General features: G+C 35.2%; 15 protein-coding genes. 10 read left to right on the top strand and 5 right to left on the bottom strand.

The annotated features are described in order from the left end of the window. The first annotated feature begins 161 nt into the window (after positions 1 to 161). Positions 162 to 950 carry a hypothetical protein gene (locus ACT5E3_RS01900; RefSeq protein WP_444996631.1) on the top strand — a complete coding sequence of 263 codons (789 nt, stop codon included), beginning with the start codon at positions 162 to 164 and terminating at the stop codon, positions 948 to 950. 483 nt (positions 951 to 1433) lie between these two features. Then, positions 1434 to 2513 (top strand): TRAP transporter substrate-binding protein, encoded by a 1080-nt coding sequence (locus ACT5E3_RS01905; RefSeq protein ID WP_444996632.1) that lies wholly within the window; start codon positions 1434 to 1436, stop codon positions 2511 to 2513. Between the two features lie 127 nt (positions 2514 to 2640). Here ACT5E3_RS01905 and ACT5E3_RS01910 read toward each other — a convergent pair whose 3' ends face one another. Continuing rightward, positions 2641 to 4761, bottom strand: a complete 2121-nt coding sequence (locus ACT5E3_RS01910; RefSeq protein ID WP_444996633.1) for a winged helix-turn-helix domain-containing protein — start codon at positions 4759 to 4761, stop codon at positions 2641 to 2643. A gap of 1266 nt (positions 4762 to 6027) precedes the next feature. On the opposite strand from ACT5E3_RS01910, the gene ACT5E3_RS01915 reads away from it, so the two are divergent. The 5 genes from ACT5E3_RS01915 to ACT5E3_RS01935 all read left to right on the top strand — a co-directional run bounded on the left by ACT5E3_RS01915 (position 6028) and on the right by ACT5E3_RS01935 (position 9120). Continuing rightward, on the top strand, positions 6028 to 7362 hold the full coding sequence (locus tag ACT5E3_RS01915) for a 4Fe-4S binding protein (RefSeq protein ID WP_444996634.1): 1335 nt from the start codon (positions 6028 to 6030) through the stop codon (positions 7360 to 7362). 44 nt (positions 7363 to 7406) lie between these two features. Beyond that, positions 7407 to 7928: an iron transporter gene (locus tag ACT5E3_RS01920; protein WP_444996635.1), complete on the top strand. Its 522-nt coding sequence runs from the start codon at positions 7407 to 7409 to the stop codon at positions 7926 to 7928. Positions 7929 to 8024: 96 nt separating this feature from the next. Beyond that, on the top strand, positions 8025 to 8351 hold the full coding sequence (locus tag ACT5E3_RS01925; protein ID WP_444994237.1) for an IS630 transposase-related protein: 327 nt from the start codon (positions 8025 to 8027) through the stop codon (positions 8349 to 8351). Next, on the top strand, positions 8329 to 8865 hold the full coding sequence (locus ACT5E3_RS01930; protein ID WP_444998609.1) for an IS630 family transposase: 537 nt from the start codon (positions 8329 to 8331) through the stop codon (positions 8863 to 8865). The genes ACT5E3_RS01925 and ACT5E3_RS01930 overlap by 23 nt, the downstream gene beginning before the upstream one ends. Before the next feature lie 48 nt (positions 8866 to 8913). Then, a complete protein-coding gene (locus ACT5E3_RS01935) occupies positions 8914 to 9120 on the top strand; it encodes an FKBP-type peptidyl-prolyl cis-trans isomerase (protein ID WP_444996636.1) in 207 nt (68 codons plus the stop codon). Between the two features lie 60 nt (positions 9121 to 9180). Here the strand turns inward: ACT5E3_RS01935 and ACT5E3_RS01940 are convergent, their stop codons facing one another. The 4 genes from ACT5E3_RS01940 to ACT5E3_RS01955 all read right to left on the bottom strand — a co-directional run bounded on the left by ACT5E3_RS01940 (position 9181) and on the right by ACT5E3_RS01955 (position 13161). Then, positions 9181 to 9771 carry a CAP domain-containing protein gene (locus ACT5E3_RS01940; protein ID WP_444996637.1) on the bottom strand — a complete coding sequence of 197 codons (591 nt, stop codon included), beginning with the start codon at positions 9769 to 9771 and terminating at the stop codon, positions 9181 to 9183. 162 nt (positions 9772 to 9933) lie between these two features. Next, positions 9934 to 11112 carry a methyl-accepting chemotaxis protein gene (locus ACT5E3_RS01945; protein ID WP_444996638.1) on the bottom strand — a complete coding sequence of 393 codons (1179 nt, stop codon included), beginning with the start codon at positions 11110 to 11112 and terminating at the stop codon, positions 9934 to 9936. A gap of 130 nt (positions 11113 to 11242) precedes the next feature. Then, entirely contained in the window at positions 11243 to 12607 is a 1365-nt protein-coding gene (locus tag ACT5E3_RS01950) for a TRAP transporter large permease (RefSeq protein ID WP_444996639.1), read from the bottom strand. Beyond that, entirely contained in the window at positions 12607 to 13161 is a 555-nt protein-coding gene (locus tag ACT5E3_RS01955; RefSeq protein ID WP_444996640.1) for a TRAP transporter small permease subunit, read from the bottom strand. Before ACT5E3_RS01955 ends, ACT5E3_RS01950 begins: the two co-directional genes overlap by 1 nt. A gap of 477 nt (positions 13162 to 13638) precedes the next feature. Between ACT5E3_RS01955 and polA the strand changes: the two genes are divergently transcribed. From polA to ACT5E3_RS01970, 3 genes are all read left to right on the top strand, one after another. Continuing rightward, positions 13639 to 16413, top strand: a complete 2775-nt coding sequence (polA, locus tag ACT5E3_RS01960; RefSeq protein WP_444996641.1) for a DNA polymerase I — start codon at positions 13639 to 13641, stop codon at positions 16411 to 16413. Between the two features lie 88 nt (positions 16414 to 16501). Continuing rightward, positions 16502 to 17290: a hypothetical protein gene (locus tag ACT5E3_RS01965; RefSeq protein WP_444996642.1), complete on the top strand. Its 789-nt coding sequence runs from the start codon at positions 16502 to 16504 to the stop codon at positions 17288 to 17290. A 118-nt stretch (positions 17291 to 17408) separates the two neighbouring features. Further along, on the top strand, positions 17409 to 18320 hold the full coding sequence (locus tag ACT5E3_RS01970; RefSeq protein WP_444996643.1) for a DUF4382 domain-containing protein: 912 nt from the start codon (positions 17409 to 17411) through the stop codon (positions 18318 to 18320). Positions 18321 to 18332 lie beyond the last annotated feature (12 nt).

The following is an 18332-nucleotide window of genomic DNA, read 5'->3' on the forward strand; positions in this document are numbered from 1 at the left end:
CATTTTATCAACTAAAACCCAAACTAAGCATAGTTAGTTAGCGTCTATAGATGTGATTGACTTTAATAAACGGATGAACTTTAACATTGTAATTTAAAATACTTGAAATGCAGATGCTAATAGCTCTCTCTTAGTGCAACTAGTAACTACCAGGATGTTGAATGAGAAAAATACTTTTAAGAAGTTTGGGTTTACTTGGTTCTTTTTTATTTATTTCACTCTTTCTTTTTACTTTTCTTAAACCTCAGTGGATAGAAAGTTCGGCTCGACCTTTTGTGGAACGACAACTTAATATAGCTGTTGAAAATAAAATTGATGCGATTCAGTTGCCTGAAAGTAAACTTAAAAGTTTTTTAGATAGTAAGGTAAAAATATTAAGTGCTCAGACCGAAAATAAGCTCGAAGAAGTTAAGCACAAGCTCAAAAATAGTAGCAAAAATATATTATCTGAACAAGTTGCGAAGATGCTTGATATGGATTGTGAGTGTCGTAAGAAATGGCGAAAACGGCTAAGAGAGTCTATGCAGTTAGAGTTGGCATCATTAGAAGAAACTAAAGCCAAACTAATTAATTTTGGACAAGCTAAGTACATGGAGATTGTCGAGAAGTTAATTCTAGATATAAGGGTTTTTTTAGGTGTCAATTCTGTTGTTTTTATTTTTTTATTCGTAATATCATTTTTTAAGCCTAAGGTGATTGAGCATTTATTTTTACCAGGGGGATTATTGTTGATCTCAACGTTAGTTTGTTCATATTTCTACTTATTTAAACAAAACTGGTTTTATACGATTATTTACAGCGACTATATCGGCTTTGGTTATTTGGCTTATTTATCAATTGTTTTTCTCTTTCTTTGTGATATCACCTTTAACAAAGCTCGGGTCACCACTGAAATTCTAAATGCAATCTGCAATGCTTTAGGCAAAGCTGCTTCATTTTCCCCCTGTTAAAGGACGAGCTCTTTATAATATTAAAACTGTTAACCTAGTTCATTATTACACTCTAAAAGGGTTACATTTTGTTCTACATCTTATCAGTTGTTGTAAATGCAGTATTTTACGGTTTGATTAATAAGAAACAAGTATGCACAGATGGATAAAGACTTGCATTAGATTGCGTGTTAGCTGGCGGCTCTGTACTAAATGGAGTTATTAGAGATTAATAGTTAATATGCGCAAATATTGGACTGAGAATCAAATCGTTGAAATTTGAGGCTCGGTCTGTTTATATGGCTTTCTGAATCCTCGAAATGGTTCAATAGTGACTGAGTTAGAATGAGACCATCCGAAATAGGTAAGCAAGTATTATTCAAAATGGGTGGGATAGTGGTAAATACTTGAAATAATCCTTCCTCAGCAATAAGATCCGTTAGAGCCTTTAAGTAAAGGTTTTTTTTGCGTGAAAAAATAGAAAAACACGTATGGAGAATAAAAATGAAAAGAAGAAATTTTGTCGCAGCAGCAGGTGCAGCGAGTTTATTGAGTGCTTGTGGGCAACAGCAAGATTGTGGCACGGCTACAGGTTCAAATAAAAGCAGCCAGAAGACAATTGAATGGAGTATGGTAACAACCTGGCCACCTGGGTTTCAAGGGCTTGGTACTGGTGCTGAACATTTAGCAGAATTAATTGGTAAATTGAGTAAGGGACGACTTAAAGTGAAAGTTTATGGTGCTGGCGAACTTGTTCCTGCTCTTCAGGTTTTTGATGCTGTATCTTCTGGTAGTGTGCAAATCGGTCATGGAGCCTCTTATTATTGGAAAGGAAAACTACCTGCTGCTTCTTTTTTTAGTGCGGTTCCTTTTGGTTTAAATTCCCAACAAATGAATGGTTGGTTGTTGAAAGGTGGTGGGCTTGAATTATGGCAAGAACTTTATGCTCCTTATAATTTGATTCCAATGCCTGCGGGTAATTCTGATATGCAAATGGCAGGTTGGTTTAATAAAGAAATTAATAGCATTGATGATTTAAAAGGTTTAAAAATGAGGATCCCTGGGTTAGGAGGGGAAGTCTTAAAACGCGCAGGTGGTAATCCGGAGTTGATAGCCGGAGGTGAAATTTTTTCGGCTTTAGAAATGGGTAGAATTGATGCTGCGGAATTTGTAGGACCTTATAATGACTTGGCTTTTGGTTTTTATAAAGCGGCAAAATATTATTATTATCCAGGTTGGCAAGAGCCGGGCACAACTTTAGAAGCAATTATTAATAAAGAAGCTTTTGAAGCGTTGCCAAGTGATCTGCAAGAAATAGTAAAAGCCGCTTGTTTAATTGCTAATGAAGACATTTTAGCGGAGTTTACTGAAAAAAATAGTGAGGCTTTGAATACTCTAGTCGAAAAACACGGTGTTCAAGTTAAGCGTTTACCGCAAGCTGTATTAGACCATTTAGAAGAAATTTCTAAAAATTTAGTTGCTGAACAAGCTAATACTAATGAGCTCTCTAAACGAATTTATGAATCTTATTTAGCATTTAAAAATAAATCTAAAGTGTGGAAGGACATGGCTCAAGGATTTTAAAAAAGTTTATTTTAGTTGAATGATTAAATATTTAAACAATGGGAAATCTTTGGTCAATTTGGTTAACTAGGGCGTATTCGCTGAGAAAGAACCATACGCCCTGGTAACATTATTATTTTGGTAACAATTATTCGTTACTTAATAAAGGATGGTAAGTTAATTTGATATCTGATTGAGGTAATTCTGCCGTTGTAATGAGTAATTGATTGGTTTCTTTTACAAAAGAAAAGGAACCATATTGATCGTCTGTTAGCCAAGTTAATTCTGCGACTGGCTTAATTGTTTTTGTGGCAATATTATAAAAATTTATTTTGAACCTTTCTTTATCTTTCGAATAATAAAATATTCCCTCATCAGTTAGTTCCCATAAATAAGCGCAACCAAAATCTTGAGAGTTTAGTATTTTTTTTGCTGGTTTATTCGAATTTAAATTTTTTAACCAAAGCGATTTATCCTTACGAGTGAAAAAAATATTATTTGGAGTGTTTGTTTGGGCATAAAGAACATCTTCTGTGATGAGTTCAGTGGCTCTTTCTGGTTTAATTAGAAACTGGTATAAATCTGTTTTTTCATGATCAATAACTGTTGCATAAATAGATTGATTATCTTGAGACCAATGAGGACGGCCATGCACTGAAAAGTTAGATCGGATTTCTTCTATTCTGCCTGAAGCTAAATCAATAACATAGATATTGTTTCCGATGTTAGATTCTTTGGGAGCTAAATAGGCAATTTTTTTTCCGTCATGTGACCATCTGGGATGGCTCACTTCTTTTTCTAAATAAGTTAATTGCTTTCTTTTTTCTCCGGCTAAATCCGAAATCCAAAGCTCATAATGTTCACTTTCGTTAGAAATATAAGCAATTTTATTAGCCGCTTCTGAGTAGTCAGAGTTTCTATGATTAAATTTAGAAAATATTAGAGACTGTAAGTCTGAATAAATTTTTTTATTTAAGGATAAAGCTGCTATTTGATATTTTTCTAGCTTTTCATGATATAGCAAAGCTTTTTGTTTATGTGAAAAGTAGGGAAAACTAAACCCAGGAATATCTAAACTGTATAGTTCTTTATTTTCGGTATCAACAACATAACCCTCTCGTATATCAGAGTTTTGCGCACCAAATATAATCCGTTTGTTGTCAGTATGCCAAGTGAGCCCTAAAATATCATAAAACTGTTCGGTTATTTTTTGATGGCGTAAAGTACTTAAATCAACAACATAGATATTTTCATTATAATCATCAACTCGCCTGGTATAAGCAAGCTTGTTGGCATCTGGGGAAAATGCCAAATCGCGAACGCTATAGTTACAAGGTTTTTCACAGTTAATTATTTTAGGTTGTTGTTCGTTAATTGGATTATCGATTATATCAATAATTGCAATTGCAGCATTATCTTGTTCATTAACAGGGGTTAAATAAGCTAATAAGTTATTTTTTCTAGATATAGCAAGTTTAGGAAAGCCTTTAATAAAGCAGGAAAAAACGCCCTGTTCTTTGAGTGTTTTAATATTCAATTGAAAAATTTTGCAATGTTTATCACTGTCTTCTTTTTTATAATAATAGATAAAGTTAGAGTCATTTGACCAAACCGGTATACCTTCCTCTGCCTCATCAAAAGTAAGCTGTTTTAGCGGTAAATCGGGTTGATGCATATTTTTTAGGTATAAATCGGTAAAGTGATTGTGAGTTTGTTTTTTAAAAACCAAATATTTTTCATCTGGCGATAATGCCGGAAATACTTCAGAACCAGGTTCAGTAGTTATTGGTTTAGTCACAACTTTCTTGAATTCTGTACGAGACGGAAGCATATTTATGAGAATTGTTATACTAAGAACAACCAGACTAGTGAGTAAAACAGCAATGCTCCGGGTGTTTTTTTGAGTTAAAATTGCTGAAACGTTCGTTTTTTCTTCTATCTTAATAAATTCAGGTTTTTCTGCTAACTTATAACCAGCTTTTCTAACTGTTTCTATGAGTGATTTATCACCATATACACCGCGAAAAGTCTGCCTTAAGCTCCAAATTGCATTAGTTAATGCTTGTTCTCCAACTAAAAAATTATTATTCCATATTTGTTCAATGAGCTCTTCTCGAGTAACCAGCTTTGGGTAGCTTTTTGCCAAGTAATTTAATACTTCAAGAATTTTTGGTTGTAAGTGAACTTGTGTTGAGTTGGCGAACTCAATATAGTATTCCTCACAATTAATTAAGCAGTCTAGAAGTTTATAATTTATACTCTTATTCATTATTATTAACCTAATGCAAGCCTGTCTTACTCTAACAAATCAAAACTGACAATTCACTACTCTGGGTAATATTACTGAATATAGATAAAAGTTATTTTTATGTGTTTGATTTTATAGAGAATTTAAAATTTAGCTAAATATGATAATCAATTGATATTAAAAAGATTTAATACAGATTGTTAATGAAATCTAATTTAACTAAAAAACTACGATAATTTTGAATACCAGTAAAGTGTATATAAGTTTCTGTTAAAATAATGTTAAGCATTCCTCTTTATTCGGATTAAACCTTGCCGAGCATAATACTAACCTATAAATGTTAATGTCGTTTTGCAAAAGATAATTATTGTTATTTAGGGCTAATCAAACTTTGAATGAGTTAGTAAGTGGCCTAGTATATTGTTTGTTATTTTTCTAAATAAACATGTCAGTTTTTATGTTTCTTTGATTTATTAACAAGCTTTAAAAATAAAATTTTCCTTCGAATCTTTAAAAGTAGTTTTGTTGAGAATGATTGATATCAGTCTTTTTCTGTTTTATGAGCATTAGTAACTTATTGGAGATGACTAGTATAGTGTGTACGAGAACGTTGCTCTGTACTTATAAAAGCTCAAGGGTTTTATTATGTTTAATTAAGCTAGCTTTCTTTTTAAGTCACTCTTTATATAACGGGCAGTAGCTATATCTGTTTATCGATTAAAAATTCAAATTTCTAATTTTAGAGTTGAAAATTATGGGGATATATTTTTAATTAACCACATCAGTTTATACTGTTATTTTATCTTGTGGAGTACATCACAAAAATAGAAAAAATAATTTTTATAAAGCGTACAGATAAACCGTGTTTTTATTTTATATACAGAATAGATGAAAAAACGAGAGAGAATAGATTTCTTCAGAATGGTTTCATACTAGAAAAAAGCTACTATATAGACCTTAAAAAGTTTAGGTTGTTTTTCATAAAGTTGATTAAGTTTTGAATTGGTAACTGCTTTCTTAATTTTTCTATAGGTTTTCTTCAAGATTTTTTCTTTTTTAAACAATACCTGAATAGAAATAAACTAGCGTATTAGCCAATAATAGATATTGATATTTGATTAGATATTGATATTTGGTTGCTGGATATATTGAGTTTTTAGTAAACAAGTAAGGTTATTTGTTTTGATTAAAACACCAGGTGATATAGTTATAAGTATAAATAGTCTCGATAATGTGGGGCGTTTTCGAACAGATAGCAATAATTTGTTAATAAAGTTCGAAAAATTCATGAAGAGAAATTTAGATAAATTAATTTATTTGCATCTATTTATGTTTGTGGCTTTTGTCTTTCTACTGCTCGCCCCTTTGTTTTTAGAAACATTTCTTCAATATACTCTATTGGCTAAAAAACTGTCTGAAGTGTCATTGTATTTAATGTGGGGTATTTGGTTTCCGTTAGTTTTTATTTCAGTGATTTTTACTGGAAGATCATGGTGTGGGATTTTTTGTCCAATGGGAGCTGCTTCAGAGTGGGCTAATAAAGTTGGTAAACAAAGAGCGATCCCTGCTTGGATGCGATGGGAAGGAACACCCATTATTAGCTTTATACTCGTTACAACCTTAGGGCAAACTTTAAGCGTAAGAGATTTTGTTGACTCAATGGCTGTACTGTTTGGTGGTACATTAATTTGCGCAATTTTCGTTGGTTATTTTTATGGCAAAAAAAAGCGTGTCTGGTGTCGGCATATGTGCCCTATTGGCCTTTTATTGGGGGTTTTTTCTCGACTAAGTATCCTTCAGCTTCATCCTAAGTCACCGTTACCAGGTGAGTCTCGATATGTTGAAAAAGGACCATGCCCAACAATGATTGATATTCCAAGAAAACAAGAATCGCGACATTGTATCGAGTGCTTTCGATGTGTACATCCAGATAAAAACAAAGGGTTAAAACTGGTATTGCAAAGACCAGGTTTAGAAGTAGAAAAAATTCGTCACTTTAACCCTAATAATTCTGAAATGTGGTTTTTATTTTTGGGGAGTGGTTCAGCATTAGGTGGCTTTTTATGGCTAACCTTATCCTTTTATCAGGTATTACGAGATTTGGTTGGAACATGGTTTATTGAAAATGAATATTATTGGATTGGAGAGTCTGGGCCGTCATGGTTAATGAGTGTTCACCCTGATTCTAGAGAAGTTTTTAACTGGTTAGATTTCATAATGATTACAAGCTTTATGACATTAGTTATGTTTTTTGTTGCTGGTGTTATGTATTTTTTTACATTGCTTTCATCTTTATTGGCTGATAAAGCGGGAGCTATAGGAACCCAAAAAGAACAAATGATTCAGCTTTCTTATCAGTTTATGCCTGTCGCCTTAGTTTCTTTGCTGTTGGGGTTAGGAGGTGATTTGTTTATGAGCTTAATGGCTTTAGGTTTTGAGTTAGGAACGGTTGAAAAAATTAAATATAGTGTGTTTATATTCGCGATTTTTTGGAGTGTGTTTTTATCTTATAAAATTCTTTTAGGCATGAGAGTGAAAAAATCCAATGTTTGGATGCCTATTTTTCCTGGAGTCTTAGGGAGTGTTTTTGTTAGTGGGTGTTGGTGGGCTGCAATATTTTAAAAGAAATATGTAGTGTTTTATAAATAGGATTAAGTGAGTTATATATGCAAAAAAATATTATGCTACTAGTTATTTTAAGTGTTCATTTATTTCAGTTTTCAATTGCGGCTGAAAAAAAAATAGGCAAAACAATTACAAAAAATGGAATGAGTATTAATGCGGTATATTTACAAGCTGTAATAATGGATCCTGTTCACGAACATTCTGATCATCCTGCAGATATACATTTAGAAGCTGATATTAGTGCCGCTCGTCAAGCTGGTTTTAATAAGGGAGATTGGATACCTTATCTTGGCGTTCAATATACCATTTCAAAAAAAGGTACATCTTGGAAAAAGTCAGGCCATTTTATTCCAATGTTGGCAAATGATGGTCCGCATTATGGTGCTAATGTAAAAATGAATGGTGTTGGGAAATATCATGTGAAGTATAAAATCACTCCACCAAGTCTTCATGGGTTTCATCGACATACAGATAAAGAAACAGGTATTTCTGCTTGGTGGGAACCATTTTATGTAGAGTGGAATTTTGTTTATCTGGGAGTTGGTAAAAAAGGAGGGTATTAATTTTAAAGGAAAAAATTCTTAAATATTAAATTGGGAACGAAAAGAGTGAACTTTGGTTGTTATAGCTAAATAGGTTTATTATGGCATAATACTCACATGACTTATCCGATAGCATTTCGCCAACACGTCTTGGCTTATAAACAGAAACACGGTTTAACCTTTGAAGAAACCGGAGAGCACTTTGATATATCCATGCGAAGCCTTCTTCGTTGGAATAAAAACATTGAGCCTTGTGCGAAAAAAAATAGACCCAGCATCAAGCTTTGCATGGAGACACTGAAAAAAGATGTCGAAGATTTCCCTGATGATTATCAATGGGAACGAGCCAAGCGCTTTGGTGTTTCGCAACCGAGTATTCACGATGCTCTCAAACGGTTAAATAAGAGCTATAAAAAAAACACTGTGCCACCCCAAAGCAGATGAATTAAAGCGGGCGAGGTTTCAACAACAACTTAGTCGGTACGAGCAGTTAGGAAAGCCTGTCGTTTATTTGGATGAAAGTGGCTTTGCTCAATCCTCACCTCGTACTCATGGTTATTCGGACAAAGGTCAACGCTGTTATGGTGTTCATGATTGGCATGCCAAAGGTCGTATTAATGCTATTGGGGCAATTATCCGAAATACCTTTGTGACTTTAAGTTTGTTTGCCGGAAGTATTAATGCGGATGTTTTTCATGCTTGGGTAACACAAGATTTGTTACCTAAAGTTCCCTCTAATGCGGTGATTGTGATGGATAATGCCAGCTTTCATAAGCGTAAAGACATCTGTGAAGCTATTGAGAAAAAGGGATGTATTTTGCAATGGTTACCTCCTTATAGCCCTGACTTAAATCCGATTGAAAAAAAGTGGGCGCAAGCTAAAGCTATCAGACGAAAAAAAAGATGTTCCGTTGATGAGCTATTTCAGGAGGACTGTCTATATGACAAAATAAACTGATCCAGCTATACGATCTGGTGACTATTAAGTCCAAAGGGAAGCTGACTGATGGAACAACAATCGGCTGATTGTTTATTTAGTGTTAAGGTTACAAGTTTAATTGCTGGATTAACTGAAGCGATATTAAAAATGAAAGTTGGTGATCGTTGGGAAATGACAATTCCTCCAGGTTTAGCTTATGGCCCTTCTAAGCATGGAATTATTCCTGCTAACTCGGTTTTAATTTATCAGCTTGAGCTAGTGAAGATTCATTAAGACCTAAATAAGCTAGCAATGGCTTAATTGGAAAAAGAGATCTCAATGAATTATTTGGATTTATTGTGGATCACCAAAAACAACAGTCCAATATGAAGAATAATCTGCTGTATTAGAATTAACTCTGGCTGCGCCCATTCGGGTAAAGTTTTTGTTCATAATATTTGAACAGTGTCCGGGACTATCTAGCCACCCTGCAACTACTGACTCAGCCGAACTTTGACCTGCTGCAATGTTTTCTCCTGCACTAGTGTATTGGTATCCTAAATAACTGAGTCGATCAAAAGGTGATGAACCATTAGATCCCGTGTGGCTAAAGAAATTAACATTGGCCATGTCTGTTGAATGGTTTAGCGCTGCTCTTCCTAAAGTACAATTCCAAACTAATGCTGGAGCAGCTGAGTAATTAATATTTCCACATAGTCTTGCTACGGCTCTAGCATTGTTATGTGCTTTTAATAGATCGCTTTCTTCTGTTGTTAAAGTACAGTTACCTTCTACATTTCCTGACTGATCTTGGGATGTTGAAGGACTATTCGGTAGGTCTGAATCTCCATCACAACCAGTGGTTATAGTCAGTAAAAATATTACTATTAGCGGACAAGTAAGTAACGGAATATAGTAACGGATAAATAATGATTGATTGAGCATGAGGTATTTTTAAGATGATTCACTTGAAAAGTTAACAAGTCTAATGACTTTTAGATGATATGTCTCATTTTACTTAAGACTGTTGGTAGAAGTTTGAATGAGTATTAATATTGAGTGTGACTAGTGTCTCAACTTATTTTTCTCAAGTATTATTCATTTAATTTAGAACAATTCTACTTTTGATGATGTTGTTTGATTTGTAGATGACTTGCCCGATGCGAGATCATGTTCGTGATGTTCTTCTTCCATAGTATAGGATTTGCGAATATCAGATTGTAATTGGTTAAACTGTTTGAGGCGACTTTCTGCATCTAAGCCTGCACTCGCATTAATGATGGTTTCTGTATTATTTAAGTTTGATTCAATATGACGAAGCTTTTGACTAATTCTATCTTGAAATTGCAGCTCAACGATAATTTTTGAAATCTCTTCTTGTACCAGTTTACTCATATTAAACAGTAACTTTTCTGATTGAGCTAAAGTATAGGTGGTAAATTTATGCTGAGCGATCACTTCATGAATGACTTCTCCTGCTTTTTCTGCCATTTTTTTCTCTGTTTCAGCAGAGTTAGTTGCACTAGTAAGGATGTTGTCAACAGAGCCACCTATGGTTGAAATTTTCATTCTGATATTTTCACCAGTATTTTTAGACTGATTGGCCAAGTTTCGAACTTCGTCTGCAACCACAGCAAACCCTCTGCCATCTTCTCCTGCTCTGGCTGCTTCGATAGCTGCATTCAGTGCTAACAAGTTTGTTTGTTCTGCAAGCGCTTCCACTTCGCCAGCCATTTTAGTCAGTTCACTCATAAAATTAGAGAGTTTATTGATTTCACTAAGTGCTGTTTTTTCTGACTGAGAGATTTGAATCAGTGTATCTTTTAAATCTTCTAATTCACTTTTGATACTTTCTGATGTTTGTTGAACCGATTTAAAAGAAGAAAAACGTTCATTGTCTTTATTGTTTGACCCTGCGACATCTACTGCGATTGAAATATTTTCTGTAATTGCTGTAAAGCGTACAGCTAGCTCGTCGATAGCATTGGTTGATTGGTTGATTGCTGAATCAATTTGCTTTTGCCAAACACGCAGTAAATCTAAAAGGTTATTAGTTAATAGGTTATCAGCTTCTAAATAAGTCGCTTCATCGTTATTCTCTTCAGTTGATTCTTCAATGACGACAGAGGCATCTTTGTTGAGCATTAAAAAACTGATGACTCCACTGCTCACCAATAAGCATACAGATAACCATTTATCAAAATAAAAAAGGCTAATAACAGTTACTGTTAGTAAACTAATTGAAGCAATAAATAAAGAAAGTCGTGGATTTTTGGGGTCATCCATGAATTTTAGCTCACTTATATATGACGCAACACTAACTAATTAATAGCATTGGTTGACGATATTCGCCAGCCAATTGCTTATAAATGACTAATTGTTAGCTTATACCTTCTGCAAATGAATTACTGAAATCTCATTTGTAGATTATGGAGGGTAGCCAAGTAACAATTTGTGGCCAGATGGCTATTAATATGAGTACAAAGATCTGAATGCCTATAAAAGGTAAAACGCCACGATATATTTGCTGGGTAGAAACATAATCTGGTGCTGCACCTCTTAGATAAAACAGCGCAAAACCAAATGGCGGTGTTAAAAATGAAGTTTGTAAATTAACCGCTATCATCACCCCAAGCCAGATTGGATCAACGCCCATTGCCAATAATGCTGGTGCTGTGATTGGGACAATCACAAATACTATTTCTATAAAATCAAGTATGAATCCTAGAATAAACATGCAAAACATAACTACGAGCATTGCAGCGAATACACCGCCTGGCAGACTGTGTAAAATGTCTCTAATTGCATCATCTCCACCAAAAGCCCGAAAGACTAATGAAAATACCGATGCACCTATTAATATCATGAAAACCATACTCGAAGTTTTAGTGGTGGAACGAACAACTTCTTTTAACCTTTGCCAGGAAAACTCTCGGTAAAAAATAGCTAGAAATATTGAGCCAACAGCGCCTAATGCTGCGGCTTCACTAGGAGTTGCGATCCCCATTAGTATTGAACCTAATACTAACAATATTAAAACTAATGGTAGTAATAAAGCACTCCAATCAAATTGAGAGTCGGTCTGGTTATTTTCATCGATTGCTTCGAGTTTTATCGGTGGCGCTTGTTCAGGCTTTGCCCTTGCGAATAATAATATATAAATAATATAGAGAATGACCAACAATAAGCCTGGCAGCATTGCGCCTGCAAATAAATCGCCAACAGATATTGGGTCTGCACCAATACCTGCATCACGGTTAGCACTGGCAATGACATCACCAAGCAAAACCAAAACAATGGATGGAGGAATAATTTGCCCTAAAGTCCCTGAAGCACAAATAACCCCCGTTGATAGAGGCACTGAGTAGCCTGATTTGATCATTATAGGAAGTGACAATAAACCCATAGTCACTACAGTTGCGCCTACAATACCTGTGCTTGCAGCAAGAAGCGCCCCAACAATAACAACCGATATTGCAAGGCCACCTGGAGAACGAGAGAATAGACTAGCCATGCTAGTTAATAGCTTTTCTGCTATTTTTGCTTTTTCTAACATTACGCCCATAAAAACAAATAATGGAACGGCAATTAGTGTAGGGTTTTGCATAATACCGAACAATCGACTGAATGATGTTTTTAAAATCACAGGATTTAACTGATCAGTTGCTACCGCAATTGCGGCAAATATTAGCGCTGTTCCTGCCAGAGAAAATGCAACAGGGTAACCACTGAGCAGTACTATGCAAACACATATGAACATTAATAATGCGAGCCATTCCATTATTTATGCTCCTTAGGTAAAGAGTGATTGCTTGCTGACATATTTTGAGCAGAAGCCAGTTGGGTGAAGCTTTTATATAGCTGGTTGATTGCTTCAATGAACAAAAGAGCTGGCATAAGTATTAAAAAGCTTTTTAAAATATAGGTTGCTGGCATACCACCTGCTTCGGCAGAAACCTCACCAATGCGCCAGCTTAATGATACATAAGACCAGCTTGCCCAAGTGATAAAAGTTGAAAATGGAATTAGTAACAAAATCGTACCTAATAAGTTCACAATGGCTTGGCTACGGTTAGAAAGGCGATTATAAAAGATATCTACACGAACATGTTCATCACGATTAAGTGTGTAAGCGGCCGCTAAAAGGAAATTAGCACTGTGCATCCAGGTGATAGATTCACTGAGCAAAATAGAGCTACTTTTAAATAGCCAGCTAGATAGTACATTAAGCGTTAAAATGAACACCATACCTAATGTTAACCAACTAACGAGTCGCCCAACAGTAATAGATATTTGTGTACAATATATCGATATTATTTTTCCAAGTGTATTCATATTAAATGATTTTTAATTTTATTAAGTTATTATTGGTTATTCACATGCCAGTAGAGGTTATTCACAGCTTATTCAATTAACCGATTTATATTATATTTTTAATGTAACTATTTGATTTATATGTGTATTATTTTATGTTTTTATCTAGTTAAAATACTTGTTTATCAATTTTGTTTGTTTTGTCATTTTTTTATTCACGATTTTATCCACAAGATATGCTTTGTGAAATAATCCTTATATTTTAATTGGTTATAGTAATTTCTTAGAAACAATATTAACTTGAAACGTTAGTGAACCCTCTTGGATTAAATTCGGTAGAATAACGATTCTAGGTTAGAATATGTGACCGATTTTAAAGCGCAGTAACCTTAACGACTAGGATGGCATTGGTCAAACATTTCCTTTATGGTGATGCTATTAAATATTCGGTAATTTGCGTTGAAATTAAACCGTTAATAAAATCAATTAAGGCAACACATGCAAAATCAAACACCGCTCATTCTAGTTGATGGCTCTTCATACTTATTTCGTGCTTATCATACAATGAATTTTACTACTTCCGCTGGCGAACCAACAGGCGCTATTTATGGAGTAGTGAATATGCTTAAAAGTTTATATAAGCAGTACCAACCTCAACAAATGGCTGTTGTGTTTGATGCTAAGGGCAAGACCTTTCGTAATGATATGTACCCTGAGTACAAGGCCAATAGGCCACCAATGCCTGATGATTTACGAAATCAAATAGCACCACTCCATCAGATTGTGAAGGCTATGGGGTTTCCACTAATTTCCATTGAGGGAGTTGAGGCCGATGATGTTATTGGCACCATTGCTCGATTAGCGACTGAAGCTGGGCGCGATACTGTTATTTCAACGAGTGATAAAGATATGGCTCAGTTGGTTAACCAGCATATCAGTTTAATTAACACCATGAGCAATCAGTTTTTGGATGTGGCCGGTGTTAATGAAAAGTTTGGTATACCTCCCGAGTTGATTATCGACTTTTTGGCACTAATGGGCGATAAGTCTGACAATATTCCAGGTGTAGCTGGTGTTGGTGAAAAAACCGCGCTGGGTTTGTTACAAGGGATCGGAGGTATTGAAAGTATTTATCAAAACTTAGATAAAATTGCTGAGCTGCCAATTAGAGGAGCTAAAAAGCTTGGTGAGAAAATTCAATCTTATGAAGCTGATGCAAGGCTATCTTATGAGCTTGCAACGATTAAACTTGATGTAGAATTGCCGCTTTCATTGGATGAACTTAATGTTGGTGAAGCAAAACGCGATGAGCTAGAAGCGTTATTCAGTGAATATGAATTTAGAACTTGGTTAAAAGATTTAAAAACAGGCAACCCTGTTTTGCCTCAAAATGATGCCCCATCAGCTACAAAAGAATCAGCGAGTCAGTCAACTGAAAAAGTTTCTGTCGAAAGTAGTATTGATCATAGCCAATATGAAACTATTTTGAGCGAGCAGCAATTACTTGATTGGGTTCATAAGCTAGAGTCGTGCGACATTTTTGCTATTGATACAGAAACGACGAGTTTAAATATTATTGCTGCTGATTTAGTTGGAGTTTCATTTGCAATATCAAAGGGGCAAGCTGCTTATCTTCCTCTTATACATAATTATCCCGGCGCTCCGCAACAACTTGAACGTGAATGGGCATTGTCACACTTGAAGCCCGTTTTAGAAAATCCATCGATTGGGAAAATAGGACAAAACATTAAGTATGACCAAAGTATTTTTTCTCAAGCGGGTATACAGCTTCAAGGTGTCTGTTTTGATACTATGCTGGAATCTTATATTTTAAATAGTATTGCTAATCGACATGATATGGATACCTTAGCAAAAAAATATTTGGGACATGAATGTATTCATTATGAAGACATTGCAGGCAAAGGGAAAAAACAAATCACTTTTGATCAAATCGATCTTGAGATTGCCAGTCCATATGCCGCTGAAGATGCTGATGTAACACTACAATTACATGATGAAATCTGGTCTGAGTTAGAGCAGCAGGAAGGCCCTAAAAATATATTTAAAGAAATTGAAATGCCACTTGTTAATGTTTTGTCTAGAATGGAACAGCGTGGGGTTTTTATTGACAGTGATTTTTTAAAGCAGAAAAGTAATGAGTTTGGTAAAAGAATTCTTGAGTTAGAACAAAAGGCTTATGAGTTGGCCGGACAGCCTTTCAATTTAGGATCACCTAAACAACTCCAAGAAATTTTATTTGAGAAACAAGGTTTACCTGTTCTAAAGAAAACGCCTAAAAAGCAACCGTCGACGGCTGAAGAAGTTTTGGTTCAGCTTGCACTTGATTACCCATTACCCAAAGTTATTATGGAGTACCGCGGACTCACTAAATTAAAATCAACTTATTCTGATAAATTGCCACTGATGATACAAGAGAGAACAGGAAGGGTGCACACATCTTATCATCAAGCCGTTGCCGCGACTGGCAGGTTATCATCAAGTGATCCTAATTTACAGAATATACCAGTTAAAACAGAAGAAGGAAGAAGTATTCGAGAGGCTTTTATTGCGCCTTCTGGTTACAAAATCGTTGCGGCGGATTACTCGCAAATCGAACTTCGTATAATGGCCCATTTATCACAAGATCCTAATTTATTACGTGCTTTTTCTGATAATTTAGATGTTCATAAAGCAACTGCGGCAGAAGTTTTTGCTGTTGATTTAGATAGTGTTTCACCTGAGCAACGTCGACATGCTAAAGCGGTTAACTTTGGCTTAATTTATGGAATGTCTCGTTTTGGTTTAGCAAAACAGTTGCAAATTACTAACGAAGAAGCAGGCCATTATATCGATACCTATTTTGCACGTTATCCAGGCGTTAGTGATTACATGGAGTCAACTAAGCAAAAAGCAAAAGAACTAGGTTACGTTGAAACCTTATTTGGACGTCGATTATATTTGCCTCAAATTAATGCGTCTAACGGTATGTTGCGTCAAGCGGCGGAGCGAACAGCAATTAATGCGCCAATGCAGGGGAGTGCGGCAGATATTATTAAGATTGCTATGATTGAAATTCAAAAGTGGTTAGATAAAGAAAAACCAGATTGTTACATGGTTATGCAAGTGCATGATGAGTTGGTTTTTGAGGTGGCAGAAAGCAAGTTAGACGATTATACAACTAAAATTAATGAGTTGATGGCCAATGCAGTAGAGATTAGTGTGCCTTTGTTAGTTGATGTTGGAGTTGGTGAAAATTGGGAGCAAGCTCATTAATTGTTATGCTGTTGTTAATACCAGTTGAGCTCACGATAGACCAATAATAAGTATGGCGTAAGTTTAATAAAATTAATAAGGATTTTTTATGAGTGACTTTGAAGAGTTGACAATTGAAAAAGGTAAAGGTGAACACCGAACTAATCGGTTCCGTATCTATTTTAAAAACCATTTAAATGGTTGTGTTAATTTACCGACTGACTTTTTAAATAATTTTAAAAGTTATTTTGAGCCAAATGAAGCAACGGTTGATGTTACAGATAGAAGTTTTCGTGGCAAGCAAACACTAAAGTTTGTTGGTGATGTACCTTATGCTCCTGATTTCCATGATGATTGGGTTTATGTGGTTCACCAAGATAGTAGAAAAGGATTTGCTGCACAAACACTAAAAAGAAATTTTACTCATGTGGGTGAAAAAGTAGCGCAAGGAACGTCAGTTGTTATTCCTGGAGGGATTGTAGATAAAGTGTTTAGAGGATTAGCGGCAGAGGCTGCGATTACTGTTAATCAACATCACTTCCTTGCTGGAAGACGTTCATGGGTTATTGCTCCTGCTTGTGATTTTGATGGGGACATACCTCCTAACGCAGAAAGAGAAAATATTTTTGCTTTGGAGACTGCGGCTATTGAACGTTTTTCTTTACCTGCATATCAATTGGGCGAACCTATTTTTGATCCTATGATCGATGCTGTTTGGACTAACTTACTGAGAAATTATGTTAAGAAAAAAGGCTTCGAAGTTGTTAGCCATCGCGCTTGGCCTAAGGGAAAGTTTGAGAATAATATTTCTTATTTTCATAGTAACTATGAGAGTAGGGCTTGTTGTGAAGACGGAACGCTAGGTATGTGTAAAATACATACTAAACTTTGGCCATAAAGTTTAATATTAAGGGAAAAGTTTTGGTTGTTACTAACTTGAGCTGCTAGGTAGGAAGTTGTTTTATTATTTAATAATATATTACTATCGGTAAAATATTCTGATAAGGGTGGCAATAATGATAAAAAGCTTTTTGACTTTTTGTATTGCAATCTTGCTTTGCATTAGTATGATTGCATGTAAGGGGTTAGACATTATTGGTCTTGTGGATAGTGGTAAGTTATCGATTAGTCTAACCGATGCACCAATCGATAATGCAACGCAAGTCATGATCAAATTCAACGCAGTTGAAGTTAAACCCAAAGAGGGTTCAAGTGTTATCTATCAGTTTGATGAGCCTAAAGTGATAGATTTGTTAGCCCTGCAAAATGGGCAAACGGAGTTATTATTAAAAAAGCGCTCAATTAATGATGGTGATTATAGCTGGTTGCGTTTAGTCATTGACGCAGACTATGCTGCGCTTGATTCTTATATCACTTTTGATGATGGCTCTTCACATTCTCTTTATATTCCAAGTGGTGATGAACCTGGTTTAAAGTTGAACCATCCATTCACTATTACAGCTGGTGAGAATACTAATTTGACAATTGACTTTGATTTAAGAAAGTCTATTCTTAAACCCAGCAACACATTGCAAGACTACAAATTAAAGCCCGTTTTAAGAATTCATGATAATGCTGAAGTTGGCACCATAAAGGGTCATATAGAAGGTTATGTTGTTGCAGATGAGTCATGCCAAACAGGTTTAGCTGTTTATGTTTATACCGCTTCAGATGATGGAACTAACCTTGGTGATGAGGGGAGTAACTGGCCGCCTATTTCATCCAGTATTCCTGAATATGATGCGACTAATGATCGCTTTAATTATCAGCTTAGCTTCCTTCCATCTGGTAATTATATAGTTGCTGTTACTTGTGATGCTGACAATGACGATCCTGAAAATGATGAAACTGAAAGTGAATGGGCTATATTGGTGAGTAAAAGTGCAAATGTTATGGCTGAAAAAACAACAAATCTTAATTTTGACTAGTTTAGCGTCTTC

It is taken from the genome of Aliikangiella litoralis, from assembly GCF_052495765.1.